Source organism: bacterium, assembly GCA_017744355.1.
Lineage (GTDB): Bacteria > Cyanobacteriota > Sericytochromatia > S15B-MN24 > UBA4093 > JAGIBK01.
The window spans coordinates 240610-254880 of sequence record JAGIBK010000002.1 but is presented as its reverse complement, the minus strand read 5'-3'; the positions used below and the strand labels follow the sequence as shown (position 1 = coordinate 254880).

Here is a 14271-nt window from a genome sequence, read left to right as displayed (position 1 = left end):
CCGGGGAATCTACGTCATTCTTCCCGGATCCGTGGATAATAGGGGGACTGCACGCACGAGGAAACCATGACCCAGAAACAATCCGTCGGAAACGCCCTGTGGCTCTTGATCTTCTGCGCCGCGCTCACCTCGCCGTTCTGGGGCCACTGGTCGTTCGGCCTGGGGGTCGTGCTGATGGCGATCATCAGCGAGCTGCGCAAAGAAACGCCCGCGTCGTCACGCGCGGGCTTCAGGAGCGGGCCGCGCCTAGCGACCCGCAACAACATCACCTTATCCGAAAATCAGCGGGAAGAGGGCGTCTAGCCGCCCATCCGCTTTTGAACGGCGAGCGCCTCCTGCACGTGGCTGGGGCGGGCGTAGTTCATCTCGATCAGGATCTCGCCGAGCCACATGTAGCGACCGCGCCGGGCCAGCTCCTGCTGGCGGCGCAAGGCGCCCTCCAGCTGGACCTCGGTGATGACCCCCTTGGCGACCATGTACTCGCCGAAGCGGAACTTGGACTCGGTACGCTTGGTAAGCTGCTCGAGAGTGGGATCGTGAACCTGGAAGCGGATGTAGCCCTCGGAAAGGAGCTGCTCGACCGCCTGGTTGAAGCGATCGCCCGCAACGTTCACCATCTCGCTGATCGCAAAGAGATTCTGCTGGCCATCCACCTTGGCGAGGATCCGCCATGTGTCCGCGTCGACCTGGACCCCGCGCAGGGCGAAGTTGGTCTGGATGGAGCGAAGGGTGACCTTGCCCTTGTCCGTCACCTCGGGCACGCGCGCAAGAGGACCGCCCGCGGGTCTGGGGCGCGGCGACGGGGTCGCGGCAGGGGCGGCAGGGGGAGCGCTCGGCTGCGCCGACGCAGCAGGGGCGGCAGGGGGAGCGCTCGGCTGCGCCGACGCAGCAGGGGCCGCGGGCTGGGCGGCGGGCACCGTCGCGAAGCGACCCTGGCCGAGCAGGGCATGGACCTGGCGGAAGATGGCGGCGTTGTCGGGCAGGGCCGCAAGGTCCGGGTGACGGGTCACCTCGTCGGCGGAAAGCTGGCGCACCGAGAAAGTCCCCACGCGCTGGGAGACCATGGGGACCAACGCGGCCATGCCTTCGTTCATGGCGTTGCGCGCGCCCACGACCTTGCCTTGCAGCATGAAGAAGGTGCCACGCTCGATCGCTTCGAGCGCCACCTCGCCATCGAATTTGAGCGCCTCGAGGATCCGCACCACCATTTCGATACGGAAAATGCTCAGATCCCCAGACAAGATCAGCTTCGCCATTGAGACCTCGACAATAAGTCCTGCATTACGGATAGATGGACCGGCCAACCGCCGATTTTGTTCCGGACAGGATTCTGCCCGCGTCGGTGCGACGCATCCCGCACGGCGCAGGCATGCCGCGAACGAGCGCTGAAGTGATTATACACCAAACTAACGCCCCCTATCCTTGGGCGGGGCCTGCTTCGAACGAAGCTTTCGAATTGTTATCTCCGACACTGATTCTCGTTATGTAAATGTTAGAATGACTAAGGCCTGGCGCTACTCCTACCCCTGCGACGCGCTTGTCGCAAGGATTTCCGCTCGGCGCTAGCCCTCTAGGTCAATGGCAACCAAATACGAGAAGCAAATCGAGAAGCTGCTCGCTCACGTAAAAAACCTCCACGGCCTGGTGGAGGAGCGGAGCCAACAGCTCAAATACTGGCAAGGTTACGCCGGCAAGCTGCGCGAAGAGCGTCAGCGGCTCGCCGGCGTGATGATTGCTGCCGCCCGCGCGGTGCTCGGCCAGGTTGCCGAGCGCTACAAGGCGCTGCGCGAAGAGAACCGCAAGCTTAAGTCCTACGTCCAGCACCAGGATCAGCTTCACCAGAAATCCGTCTTCCAGCTCAAGAACCAGCTCCAGTACGCCCTCTCGCGCATCGACGACCTGTCGATGGAGCGCAAGCAGTGGCGCGTCGGCATGCAGCAGCGCCAGCAGCAGATCTGGAAGACCCAGGAGCAGTTGGAAGCGACCCAGCAGCAGCTTGGCGATCGCATCAAGGAACTCGAGGCCGCCCTCGACGCCGAGCGCTCGCGCAACAAGAACGTCCACGAGCGCCTCGCGACCGCCGAGCGACAAATCGAGATCCAGCAGGTGCAGTGGCAAGAGCTGCTCGCCCAGAAGGACACCCTCGCAGCGCGCCTGGCCGAGACCGAGGCCGCCCTCGAAATCGCGCAGCGCACCCTGTCCGAGACGCTCGCGAGCCAGCAGTCCTCGATGGGCCGCGAGGTGGACAACCTCCGCGCGCTGGTCGTCTCGCTGCAGCGCCAGACCGAGTCCCTCCACTCCGAGATCGCATCCAACCAGGATACAATCGAGAAGCAGGAGCGCTTCATCGCCGTTCTCAAGGGCGATAAGAACCCCAACATCCGGTCGTTGACCGATCGCAAGAAGGATTCCCCCCCCGGAATGGAGGACCAGACGAGCCATGGCTAGCGATATGACCATCCTCAAGATGATCAAGGACAAGCGGGACGGCAACGCCCACACCCAGGACGAGATCCGCTGGCTGGTGGATAACGTTTCGCGGCTGCCCGACTACCAGCTCTCAGCGTGGCTGATGGCGGTGGTCCTGCGGGGCATGACCATCGAGGAGACCACCTTCCTGACGCACGCCATGGCCCACTCGGGCCAGGTCATGGACCTCTCGGACGTGCCCGGCCCCCGCGCCGACAAGCACTCGACCGGCGGCGTGGGCGACAAGGTCACCCTGGTGCTCGGTCCTCTGGTGGCTGCCGCCGGCGTCACCGTCGCCAAGCTCTCCGGCCGCGGACTGGGACACACGGGCGGCACCGTCGACAAGATCGAGGCCATCCCCGGCATGACCTGCGACCTGACCGTCGAGCGCTTCAAGCAGCAGCTCTGCGACATCGGCATCGTGCTCGCGAGCCAGACCGCCGAGCTCGCCCCGGCCGACGCCATCCTCTACGCCCTGCGCGACGTGACCGGCACCGTCGAGAGCATCCCGCTCATCGCCGCATCGGTCCTCTCCAAGAAGATCGCCGCCGGTGCCGACGTGATCCTGCTCGACGTCAAGACGGGTGCCGGCGCCTTCATGCGTGACGACGAGAGCGCCCGCGAGCTTGCGACCACGATGATGCAGGTGGGCGAGCGCCTGGGCAAGCACGTGGCCTGCGTCGTCAGCGAGATGGGCCAGCCCCTCGGCTCGGCCGTCGGCCACGCCAACGAGGTGGCCGAGGCGATCGCCACCCTGCGCGGCGAAGGCCCCACGGACCTCACCGACCTCTCGGTCGCGCTCGGCGCCCTGATCCTCGTCGGCGGCGGCCTCGCCAAGAGCCGCGAAGAAGGCGAAGCGAAGCTGCGCGAAGTGATCGAAAGCGGCGCGGCGCTGTCCAAGTTCGAGGAAGTCATCAAGGCCCAGGGCGGCGATCCCGAGGTCGTCCGCGACCCCTCGCGCATGGCCCAGCCCCAGTTCCGGATCCCCGTGGAAGCCCCTCAGGCTGGCTTCGTCCAGGATCTCGACGCCCTCTCGGTCGGCCTCGCCGGCAAGGAGATCGGCGCCGGGCGCCTCGTGAAGGGCGCTCCCATCGATCTGGCCGTCGGGATCATGCTGCACAAGAAGGTAGGCGACTGGGTAGAAAAGGGTGAGACGCTCGCCCACCTCCTCGTCAACGACGAGAGCAAGATCCCAGCCGCCAGCCAGGCTTTGCTTGGCGCTTACCGGATCGGCAGCGAGTCCGCGACCCCCGCGGCGCTGGTCAAAGCCGTCTACTCGGCCGAGAAGAGCGCCCTGAAGTAACGCCAAGGAGAGCTTCGTGACGATTCCCGGCAAGCGCCTGCGCCTCGGCGAGATCCTGATCAACGCGGGCGTCCTCACCGAGGATCAGCTTGCTCAGGGTCTCTCCAAGCAGCAGCAAACCCGGGAGCCGCTGGGCGAGATCCTGATCGCCCTCGGCCACGTCACCGACGCTCAAATCAAGCACGCGCTCGAGCTCCAGTACGGGGTCAAGAGCTTCTCCATGAAGCAGAAGCCCCCGCAGGAGCTCGTGCGCCTCTTGCCCGAGGCCATGATCCGGCAGCACCAGATCCTGCCGGTCGGCATCTCTCAGATGACCGTGGCCATGGTCGATCCCAACAACATCCTGGCCCTGGACGATTTGCGCCTGCGCTTCAAGGGGGTCTCCCTCCAGCCGGTGGTCATCACCGACGCCGACTTCCGCGAGATCCTCAAGGTCATCCCCCGCGAGACGGTCGTAACCGCCGCACCGGAAGCCGAAGCGCGCCCCGAGGAGGATCGCCCCGACGCAAGCCTCGCCGGCGAGGACCAGACCGCGGCCCAGTACGCCCAGGGGTTGCTTGCAACCGCTCTCAAGCGCAAGGCCACCGAGATCGTCCTGGAGCCCCAAGAGCACGAGACCTGGGTGCGCCTTAGGATCGACGGTAGCCTGGTGCGCGAGCCCTCGATCGCCCCGCGCCTGGGGGCGGCCGTCATCGGTCGCTTCAAGGTGCTCGCGAACCTCGCCCCCACCTCGGGCGGCATGGCCCAGACCGGTACGGTCAAGACGCGCCACGAGGGCCGCTCCATCCACCTCACCCTGCGGGCGTTGACGGTCAAGCACGGTCAGATGCTCACCCTGCGCCTGTTCGACCAGAGCACGCTCGAGCAGACGAGCCTCGACTCGATCGTCCACCATCCCGGCACCCGCGAGGTGCTGCGCCGCCTGCTGCGCCTCAAGAGCGGCCTGCTGCTCATCAACGGCCCCAAGCACTCGGGCAAGGACACCCTGCTCTACGCCCTGCTCAAGGAAGCCCTCAAGGACAACCGCAGCGTGATCGGCTTCGGGACCATGCCCTTCGAGCTCGAAGGGATCGCCCAGGCGCCGCTGGACACCCACCGGCCCGAGCTCTCCCTCAGCCAGGTCTTCGAGCAATCGCCCGATCTGCTCGCCGTTCCCTCCTTGACCGAGCCCGAGCTCGCCCGAGGCCTCGTCCACGGGGCGCTCGCGGGCGCCGCGGCCATCGTGGGGATCCCGACGGCCCAGCGTTTCCTCCACCAGCTTTTGGACCTCTCGGAGCTGGCACCCCGACCGGTGGCGAACGCCGTGGCGGGGGTGGTCGTCATTCGCCTGGTTCGTCGGCTCTGCCCCGCCTGCAAGGTGCCCTACAAGCCCGACGAGCAGACCTTCGCCTTCTTCAAGGCCATCAACGAGACGGGGATGCTGTACCGCTCGGTGGGCTGTCCTGAGTGCCACGAGACGGGCTACGCCGGCCAGGTGGGCATCTTCGGGGTCCTACCCTTCGACGCCCAGCTGCGCCACATGGTCGCGAGCAACACCCCGCAGCCCCAGATCGACCAGTACGCCAAGCAGCGAGGCCACATGGCGCTGTACGACTACGCCACCTGGGTGGCCGCTCAGGGCCTGACCACCCTCGACGAGCTGGCGAAGACCGACCTCTTCGAACGCGTCTCCGAAGCGAGTCACGGATAGTCTCTTCTAAATTTAGCCGCAGGCGCTGTTGGCCGCAGGCGCTTGTTCGTTCTGAGCTATAATGAGGGAAACCAACCCTCACCCCCCACGCGAGGAACGAACCCATGGCTAAACTGAACCGTGCCTTCATCGTCGTCCTGGACGGCATGGGCGTGGGCGAACTGCCCGACGCCCACCTCTTCGGCGACCAAGGCGCCAATACCTTTGCCAACTGCGCCGAGGCCGTCGGCGGCCTGAACCTCCCCAACCTCCAGAAGCTTGGCATGGGCAACATCATCCCCATCAAGGGGATCGCCCCGGCCGACAAGCCCTTGGCGAGCTTCGGCAAGATGGCCGAGAAGTCCCCCGGCAAGGACACGACCACGGGTCACTGGGAGATGGCGGGGATCGTCCTCGACCATGCCTTCCCCGTCTTCCCCAAGTTCTCGGACGAGATCATGGACGAGTTCACGCGTCGGACGGGCCGCGGCTATCTGGGTAACCTGCCCGCCTCGGGTACCGAGATCCTCAAGGAGCTTGGCGCCGAGCACGTCAAGACCGGCAAGTGGATCGTCTACACCAGCGGCGACAGCGTCTTCCAGATCGCCGCGCACCAAGACGTGGTGCCCCTCGACGAGCTCTACAACGCCTGCAAGATCGCCCGCGAGATCCTGGACCCCTACCACGTGGGCCGCATCATCGCCCGCCCCTTCTACGGCGAAGAGGGCTCCTACGAGCGCAACCAGGGCGGTCGTCACGACTACTCGGTGCCGCCGCCCGCCAAGACCCTGCTCGACTACGCGGTCGACGCGGGCCGTGAGGTGATCGGCATCGGCAAGATCTCGGACATCTTCGCCGCCCATGGCGTCACCCAGAGCCTGCCCACCGCCTCCAACGCCGAAGGCCTCGAAACCACCATCCGCATGGCCCACGAGGCCCCCGATGGCAGCCTGGTCTTCAACAACCTGGTCGACACCGACGCCAAGTACGGCCACCGCAACAACCCGCAGGGGATGGCCGAGTGCCTCGCCGAGTTCGACCGCGAGCTGGGCAAGCTCGTCGAGGCCCTCAAGCCCGGCGACCTGCTCATCATCTCGGCCGACCACGGCAACGAGGCCACCGACGTCTCGACCGACCACACCCGCGAGTACGTGCCGCTGCTCGCCTACATGCCGGGCGTTCCCGGCGTGGACCTGGGCACCCGCACCGGCTTCGGCGACATCGCCCAGACCATCGCCCAGGGCTGGGGCCTCGAGGCCCAGCTCGAAGGCGAGAGCTTCTGGCACCAGCTGACCCCCAACCCCGTCACCGCCAAGAGCATCTAACAAACGGCCTCTGGCCGCCGGGGGCGGCTTGAAGGAACCATTTCGTTAGACGCCCTAAACACAATAGAGGAGTTCAACACCCCATGCCCGATTTCAACGACCTCAAGGATAGCGCCGACAAGCTGGCCAAGCAGGCCCGCGAGACCGCCGAGCTCGGCGTCCAGGTCGCCCGCGAGCAGATCCACGCCCTGGTCAAGGACCCCGAGATGGTCCGCCGCATGGAGGAGGCCGAGAACGCCTTCGACAAGCAGATGCAGGAAGTCCAGCGCCGGATCGAGGACGGTGCCAACCAGATGCTCTCGATCTTCAACAACCTCGCCTCCCAGGCCGGCATCAAGACCGAGGCCCCCAAGGCCGAAGCCGAGAAGACCGAGAAGACCGACGAGAGCGCGAAGTAAGCCTCCTATCTTCGGCAGAAAGCCCGCCCCGTTTTGGGGCGGGCTTTCTCGCTGAAATGGCTTCAGGCCATCCGGCGCGCGTGGGCGATCGCCGCGCGGGCCGTCTCGGCGATGCCGTCGGCCGTCACCTGGAAGACGCCCGGCGTTTCACGCTTGCGGTACAGCCACGATGCCACGATCTGCACCTCATCCAGCTCGCGCCGATCGATCCGCGTGCTCGGCGCCGGCTCGATAAGATACGCCGCCTTCAAGAAGGAGCGCAGGCGGACCGATGCACTGCGCCCGTGCAAGGCGTCGGGCTCCAGCCTAAGCTCGCCCACCCAGCGCGCCCGACGAATCGCCAGGAAGTGGGTCGAACCGGGCATCAGGCCCGGCAGGGCGACCAGGGCGTCCAGCTCGTCCAAGCTCCCGAGTCGGCGCTGGTGATCGATCAGGCGCTTCAAGGCGTGGAGGCGATCGCGCAGGCGCGCGGCGCGCTCGTAGGCGAACGCTTCGCTTGCGCGCAACATCTCTTGCTCAAGCGTCTCGATGATCCCGCCGGTCTCGCCCATCACGAAGCCCACCGCCGCCTGGACCCGTTCGGCGTAGGCCTCATCCATCCGGCCGGTGCAAGGCCCCAGGCAGCGACCGATGTCGAACTCCAGGCACGCGTGGGGCGGCAAGGTCGCGCACGACCGCAGGCCGAAGGCGGGCTGCAGCGCCTCGACCACCGTCTGGACGTAGCTCGCGCTCGAAAAGGGGCCGAAGTAGCGGCCTCCGTCCTCGACCAGGGTCCGGGTCATCATCAGGCGGGGGTAACGCTCAGCCGTGAGCTTGAGGAAGGGGTAGTGCTCGTAGCGGCGCCCCCGCACATTGTAGCGAGGCTGATGACGTTTGATCAGGCGCGACTCGAGCAGCAGGGCCTCCAGCTCGGAGCCCGTAGGGTGCACCTCGATGCGCACGGCCTCGTGCTTGAGGCGCGCCGTGCGCGGGGTGTGGCCCCCGCTCGCGTGGAAGTAGGACCGGACGCGATCGCGCAGGTTGACGGACTTGCCGAGATACAGCAACTCGCCGTCCGCGGCGTAGAACTCGTAGACGCCGGGACAGCGAGGGAGGGTTGAGATCGCATCGGGGCCCACGCCAAATCCGCGCGGGCCCCGTTCGATCATCCGACGATGGCCTTGGCCCGTTGCCACAGGGCCTCCATCTGGTCGAGCTCGAGCTCCTTGAACTTGCCCTCGGCCAGATCTTCCATCTTCTGGAAGCGGCGCTTGAAGCGGGCGTTGGCCTGACGCAGGGCCTCTTCGGGGTCGATCTTGAGCTGGCGCGAGAGGTTGACCACGGCCGTCAGCACGTCGCCGAGCTCGTGGGTCAGGGCCGCCTCGCCGTGCTGGCCTTCCATGGCCTCCTTGAGCTCGCCGAGCTCCTCTTGGACCTTGTCGAGGACCTTGTAAGGATCGGCCCAGTCGAAGCGGACGCGCGAGGCCTTGGCTTGAAGCTTCTCGGAGACGACCAGGGCGGGCAGGGCCGTCGCGACCCCCGCGAGCGCCGACTCGGGAGCACCCGCCTGGGCCTTCTCCTCGGCTTTGATGTCGGCCCAGTTCTTGACCACCTCGTCGGCGCCCGAAACGCTCACCTCGCCGAAGACGTGGGGGTGGCGCCGCACGAGCTTGTCCGAGATGACCTCGGCGACGTCCTGAACGTCGAACTCGTCCTGCTCGGCGAAAATCTGGGCCTGCAGGACCACCTGCAAGAGCAGATCGCCCAATTCCTCCTCAATGGCGCCCACTTCGCCCGAGTCGATGGCCTCGACGGTCTCGTAGGCCTCCTCGAGGACGAACTTGCGCAGGGACTCGGGGGTCTGCTCGCGGTCCCACGGGCAACCATCGGGCGCACGCAGGCGGGCGATGATCTCGACCAGGCGCGAGAAGCCGCGCTTGGGGCCGGGCCCGAGGTAGAGGCTCGAAAGATAGTCGATCCAGGGCAGGCGATCGATCTCGAAGAGCGGAACGGACTCGATCCGCTCCTGCCCTTCGACGCCGGCCGCCCGGATCACCTGGACCGGGTGATCGTCGGGCCAGAAGCGCATCAGGTGCAACTTGACCTCGCTCGCGACCTGGGGCGAGTAGAGCTGCATGACGAGGGTGTGCCAGTCGGGGTGCAACTCGCGCCCTTCGAGGGCGAGGCCGTCCACCACCTGCATGCCTGCGTTGGGATCGAGCCCGATCCGCGCGTAGATGGCATCGAGCGCGCTGAGCCCCGCCACCACCTCGACCTTGACCTCGGTCTGCGCCAGCAGCGCGGTGACCGCGTCCTCGGCCACCAAGGGGTGGCCGGGGACGGCGTAGACCACGTCCTCATCGCGCGCGACTTCGAGGAGGCGCGCCACGATGCGGCCGTAGACCTCCTGGAACGAGGCGCCCTGCTGATAGTAGGGGTCGAACGACTCCCACTTGAGGCCCCACTTGCGCATGGCTGGCGTGGTGGGGTGGATCTCGGTGCGCAGGAAGAGGCGCTTGGCGCTATCCAGCGCCTCCTTGGCTGCGAGGGTGAGCTGGCCGGGATCTCCCGGCCCGAGGCCGACGACGATGATGGAACCCATGGGGTGCTATTTCTTCTCCGGGGTAACGGGGGCGGCAGAGGGGGCAGGGGATTCGTGCTTGGGCTGGTACTCGGGCCGGATCTCGATCGTGGCCCCCTTCTTGAGGGTCTCGACGAACTGCTGGAAGCGCTCACCCTGCTGCTGGGTCTGGAGCTGCTCGTGGATGGACTTGGAGACCTCGGCGAGCGGCTCGGTGCGGGCCGGGCGATAATCCAGACGCTTGATGATGTGGTAGCCGAACTGGGTCTTGAAGGGCTCCGAGACCTCGCCGTTCTTCATGGCGAAGGCGGTCTTCTCGAACTCGGGCACCATACGGCCCTTGCCGAAGAAGCCGAGGCTGCCGCCCTGGGCCTTGCTGCCGGGGTCGTCCGAGTTCTCGCCGGCAAGCTTGGCGAAGTCACCGCCCGCCTTGACCTTGGCGTGGATCTCCTTGATCTTGCCGAGCGCTCGGGCTTCGTCCTTGGCCTTGTCCTTGGCCTCCTCGTCGAACTTGACGAGGATGTGGCTCGCCTCGACCTCCTCGGTGTGGGCGAACTGGGCCTTGTTCTTGTTGTAGTAGTCGGCGACCTGGGCGTCGGTGACCGCGATGTCCTTGCCCACGTCCTTTTGAAGCTTCTCGATGGCCACGGCCTTGAAGAGCTGCTGCTTGAGGTCGGCGAGCGTCAGGCCGTACTCCTTGATGGCCTTCTCGAAGGCCGCGTTGTCGGGGAATTGCTTCTTGACGTCGGCGAGCTTGGTCTCGACCTCGGCATCGGTGGCCTTCAGGCCGCGCTTCTCGGTCTCGATGAGCAGCAATTCGCGCTCGGTGAGCTGCTGGAGCAGCTGCTGCTGCATGCCCGCGAGCATCTGCTTGCCCTGAGTCGAGTTGAAGTCCACCCCGAAGCGCATGGCGTATTGCTTCTTCTGCTGTTCGAGGGCCTGGTTGTAATCCTTGAGGGAGACCTTGTGACCGTTGACGGTCGCGACGTAGCCGTCCTTGTTGAAGGTGAGGGCCGAGCAGCTCGCGGTCACGCCGCCGATCAGCAGGGCCAAGGCCAGGCCGTAGGCGGCCTTCGTCGAATTTTTCAAAGGAATCTCCTCTCGTAGGTGGAAGGTCCCGTCATTCTACCGGAAATCCTTCGGCAGCGTCAGCCCCGCTCCTCGTGCGAGCCGTCACATGGCAGGCGTGACTAGCAAGCGAGCAATCTTAGGAAATAGCACTTAGAATGGAGCAAGTTATCGGTTCTAACCGCCAACGATTTTCGACAAGAGGAGCCTTTCATGTTCCAGTCCCGCATCGCCGCACGCCTTCTTCTCGCCACCCTGGCCGGCAGCCTCATGCTCGGCTGCACCGAACCCCCGACCAAGGGCGGCCAGGGCCAGACCACCGACCAGACCGGTCAAACCCTGCAGACGCCCTCCGCCAAGCTCGTGATGGCCGAGGTCAAGGACTCCCTCAAGAGCCTCCAGAACTTGCAGCAAGCCGCCGGCGCAAAGAACGCCCCTCAGGCCGGCTACCGCGTCACGACGATGGAGAACGGCTGGGTGCTCGCGTCGGAAAGCGACAAGGAAGGCTACGACGTCAAGATGACCCGCCACCTGGCGACGGCCACCGAGGACGTGCAGTCGGTGCTGTACATGACGTCGGGCGACGGCCCCATCCAGATGGAGCAGACCGACGTCGTGACCAAGAGCGCCTCGCGCAAGCCCGGCACCTACGTCGTCCTGATCACCCTCACTCCCGGCAGCAACGAAGAATTCACCTACGCCCAGGACACCACCTTCACCCCGGCCGGCGGCGGCACCGCCGTCAAGCTCGACCTGTCGGCGACGCTCGCCGGGGGGAACGTCAGCATCAAGGCCAAGGGGGATCTGCCCGACGGCAGCAAGACCGACCTGACCCTCGTGAGCAAGACCTCCCCTGCCATCGAGATGAGCGTGAAGGGGGACATCACCTCGGCCTCGGGCAAGACCATCGGCCTCGACTTCCTCGCGGACGCCGCGGGCAAGGGCAGCATGACGGTCAAGGCGGCCAAGGACTACCACATGGCCTTCACCATGGACCCCGCCTCGGCCACGCCGTTCGTGGGCAAGCTGAAGGACGACGCGGGCGCCGAGCTCGGCAAGTTCGAGTTCTCGCACGACAGCGATCCGATCAAGGCGACCATCACGTACAACAACAGCGCCAAGGCTGCCGAGACCTTCGACTTCACCATCATCGACGATGTCGCTGGGGCCCTCTCGACGCTCAGCACCAGCATCGCCAACTCCTTGTCAAACGACTAACAAGCACCATTTCCGCGAAAGCGGGCCCCCTCGAACGAGGGGGCCCGCTTTCGTTGGTTCAAACCCGGGTGAGTCGCAGGCGACAACGCTCCTGATAGGCTCTGGCCGCGCTATCCTCGGGGACCTCGGCGAGGCAAAGGGCGAAGAGGGCCTGGGCCTCCTCGAAGCGCCCCTCCTGGTACAGGGCTGCGGCACGCTCGAAGCGATCGCGCAGGCGCAGCTTGCCCTGCCTCAGCGGCAAGGGATCGCCGTCGATGACCTCGTACACCATGACCGGCTCGGACTTGCCCTTGACCTTGACCCGATCGAGGAAGCGCACCGCGACGCGCTCGGGATGCTCCAGATGGCGCAAGGTCTCGTCGGTGATGAGCAAGGGGGCCGCGTACTCCTTGGTGAGGCCCTCGACGCGCGAGGCGAGGTTGACCGCATCGCTGATGACGGTGCCCTCCATGCGATCGCGCTCGCCGATGGTGCCGAGCATCAGCTCGCCGGTGTTGATGCCGATCCCGATCTCGATGCGCGCGTAGCCCGCGTGGTGCCGCCCCTCGTTGTAGTGCTCGAGGCGGCGCAGCATGGCGACGCCGGCGGCGATCGCTCCATCAGGCGTGCCATCGAAGAGCGCCATGATGGCGTCGCCGATGTACTTGTCGATGAAGCCGTCGTGCTCGCGGATGATGGGCCCCATCTGGCCCAGATACGAGTTGATGAAGTTGAAGTTCTCCTGCGGGGTCATCTGCTCGGAGAGGGTGGTAAAGGCGCGGATGTCCGAGAAGAGGACGGTCATCCTGCGCTGCACCTGGTCGCCCAGGCGCACGTCCACGATGCTGTCCTTGTTCAAGAGGCGCATGAGCTGGTCGGGTACGAAGCGCGTGGTCGCCGCGAGCAACTCGTCCTTGAGGCGGTCCAGGACCAGGAGGCGATCCGAGAGTTCCTCGACCGTGGCGAAGGCCCGCGCGAAGCGGTTCGCCAGCAGGAAGGACTGGGCGAAGATGAAGGCCAACAGGCCGAAGTGGACCACGTAGGGCGATTGAATCACTCCGGCGCTCACGAGGATGTCGTTGAGGGCTGCGGCGAAGAGAATCAAGAAAGCGATCAAGGCGGCGATCGCTCCCTCCCGGCGCTTGAGGGCCGCCCGCACGATGGCCGTCACGATGAAGACGGCCGCCGCCACGGTGAAGAAGTCGAAGGGGTGCAGGGTCTGGGAGTAAACGCCAAAGGGGGCGACAACCACCACCGCGCTGGCGAGTAATGAGACGCCGAGGGTGCCGCGGGCCGCCCACCGGGGCACCTCCTGGGGGAAGAGCGCACGCAGGAAGCGCACGAAGGCAGGCAGCGACAGGTAGTAGGTCAGGTACTCCACCCGGTTCACCACCCGCCAGCTCAGATCGGGCAGCAGGGTCAGGATGTAGTACTCGTTGGTGAACAGCACCCGCAGCGCGATGATCGCGCAGAAGAGACCGAAGTAGAAGGTCGAGGGGTCCTTGCGGCGTGAGACGTAGAGCCCCAGGTGATAGAGGCCCATCAAGAGGATGCTGCCGAACATGAACAGGTCCATCGCGAGCTGACGCTCGCGGGCCCCCTGGATCTGGCGCTCGGTACCAAGCAAGAAGGCGTCGAAGGTCGCCAGGCGCTCGCGATCGACGTCGCGGATCTGGACGATCAGGCGCTCGGGGGCCTGGGCCAGCCGGAAGGCGGCGGCGTTCGGGTCGTTGCCGTATCCTCCACCCGGCGCTTTCTGACGCTCGTAGAGCAGCTCATCCCCCACGTAGATCCGCACGTCCGCGAGCAGGTTGATCCGCTTGAGGGCGTAGAGGGCAGGGGCCGGCACTCCCTTGAGTTCCAGGACGTAGGTGCCGAATGGGCGCGCCGGCCCTCGTTCGAGACCAGTGGCAGGCTGATTGAGAAGGGCGGGAAGCCGCACCCACTCGCTACCGGTGGGCGCCAGGGCGCCGCCGAAGGCTTCGGGGCCGAGCAGGCGGCCGGGGTAGTAGCGCCATTCACCCGCCAAGGAGATTGGCGGCTCTTCACCCAGGTGCCAGGCGGCCAGATCCAGGCTGCCCTGCGTGGCCTCGGGCGGCTTGGCCGGCGTTGGCGCGGGGCGGCCGACGAGCACCAGCAAGGCGACGAGCAAGAGGATGCTTGCGACCAAGCGGCCCCAGACGGAGCGCCAAGAGTTGAAGGAGGTGAGCATCAAATAATCAACGCCAAACTTCAAAAATACTTGCTTGCTTTTCCTACATACCCCGAATAACGATGCGCCG

At 65.9% G+C, this 14271-nt stretch carries 12 protein-coding genes; 7 read left to right on the top strand and 5 right to left on the bottom strand.

The genetic code is table 11. The features are described 5' to 3' along the window. Positions 1-66 precede the first annotated feature (66 nt). Entirely contained in the window at positions 67-303 is a 237-nt protein-coding gene (locus J7643_06710; protein ID MBO9540266.1) for a hypothetical protein, read from the top strand. On the opposite strand, the gene J7643_06705 is transcribed toward J7643_06710, so the two are convergent. Beyond that, entirely contained in the window at positions 300-1256 is a 957-nt protein-coding gene (locus tag J7643_06705) for a hypothetical protein (protein ID MBO9540265.1), read from the bottom strand. The two genes, J7643_06710 and J7643_06705, sit on opposite strands and share 4 nt — an antisense overlap. Before the next feature lie 322 nt (positions 1257-1578). Here J7643_06705 and J7643_06700 point away from each other — a divergent pair, with 322 nt between their 5' ends. From J7643_06700 to J7643_06680, 5 genes are all read left to right on the top strand, one after another. After that, complete coding sequence (locus J7643_06700; GenBank protein ID MBO9540264.1) at positions 1579-2448, top strand: hypothetical protein; 870 nt, start codon at positions 1579-1581, stop codon at positions 2446-2448. Positions 2449-2452: 4 nt separating this feature from the next. Beyond that, positions 2453-3772: a thymidine phosphorylase gene (locus J7643_06695; protein ID MBO9540263.1), complete on the top strand. Its 1320-nt coding sequence runs from the start codon at positions 2453-2455 to the stop codon at positions 3770-3772. Positions 3773-3788: 16 nt separating this feature from the next. After that, a complete protein-coding gene (gene tadA / locus J7643_06690; protein ID MBO9540262.1) occupies positions 3789-5462 on the top strand; it encodes a Flp pilus assembly complex ATPase component TadA in 1674 nt (557 codons plus the stop codon). A gap of 113 nt (positions 5463-5575) precedes the next feature. Then, the gene (locus tag J7643_06685) at positions 5576-6766 is read left to right on the top strand and encodes a phosphopentomutase (GenBank protein MBO9540261.1); all 1191 of its coding nucleotides are present in this window, start codon (positions 5576-5578) and stop codon (positions 6764-6766) included. An 83-nt stretch (positions 6767-6849) separates the two neighbouring features. After that, positions 6850-7164: a hypothetical protein gene (locus J7643_06680; GenBank protein MBO9540260.1), complete on the top strand. Its 315-nt coding sequence runs from the start codon at positions 6850-6852 to the stop codon at positions 7162-7164. Positions 7165-7226: 62 nt separating this feature from the next. Here the strand turns inward: J7643_06680 and J7643_06675 are convergent, their stop codons facing one another. From J7643_06675 to J7643_06665, 3 genes are read right to left on the bottom strand one after another with little or no spacing between them, the layout of a single operon-like run. Beyond that, positions 7227-8312: a GIY-YIG nuclease family protein gene (locus J7643_06675; GenBank protein ID MBO9540259.1), complete on the bottom strand. Its 1086-nt coding sequence runs from the start codon at positions 8310-8312 to the stop codon at positions 7227-7229. Continuing rightward, on the bottom strand, positions 8309-9745 hold the full coding sequence (gene mazG / locus J7643_06670) for a nucleoside triphosphate pyrophosphohydrolase (protein ID MBO9540258.1): 1437 nt from the start codon (positions 9743-9745) through the stop codon (positions 8309-8311). Before mazG ends, J7643_06675 begins: the two co-directional genes overlap by 4 nt. Positions 9746-9751: 6 nt before the next feature. Further along, entirely contained in the window at positions 9752-10813 is a 1062-nt protein-coding gene (locus J7643_06665; GenBank protein ID MBO9540257.1) for a peptidylprolyl isomerase, read from the bottom strand. 192 nt (positions 10814-11005) lie between these two features. Here J7643_06665 and J7643_06660 point away from each other — a divergent pair, with 192 nt between their 5' ends. Continuing rightward, positions 11006-12010, top strand: coding sequence for a hypothetical protein (locus J7643_06660; protein MBO9540256.1), 1005 nt, complete (start codon positions 11006-11008; stop codon positions 12008-12010). Positions 12011-12068: 58 nt separating this feature from the next. Here the strand turns inward: J7643_06660 and J7643_06655 are convergent, their stop codons facing one another. Next, the gene (locus J7643_06655; protein MBO9540255.1) at positions 12069-14201 is read right to left on the bottom strand and encodes an adenylate/guanylate cyclase domain-containing protein; all 2133 of its coding nucleotides are present in this window, start codon (positions 14199-14201) and stop codon (positions 12069-12071) included. Positions 14202-14271: the final 70 nt, after the last annotated feature.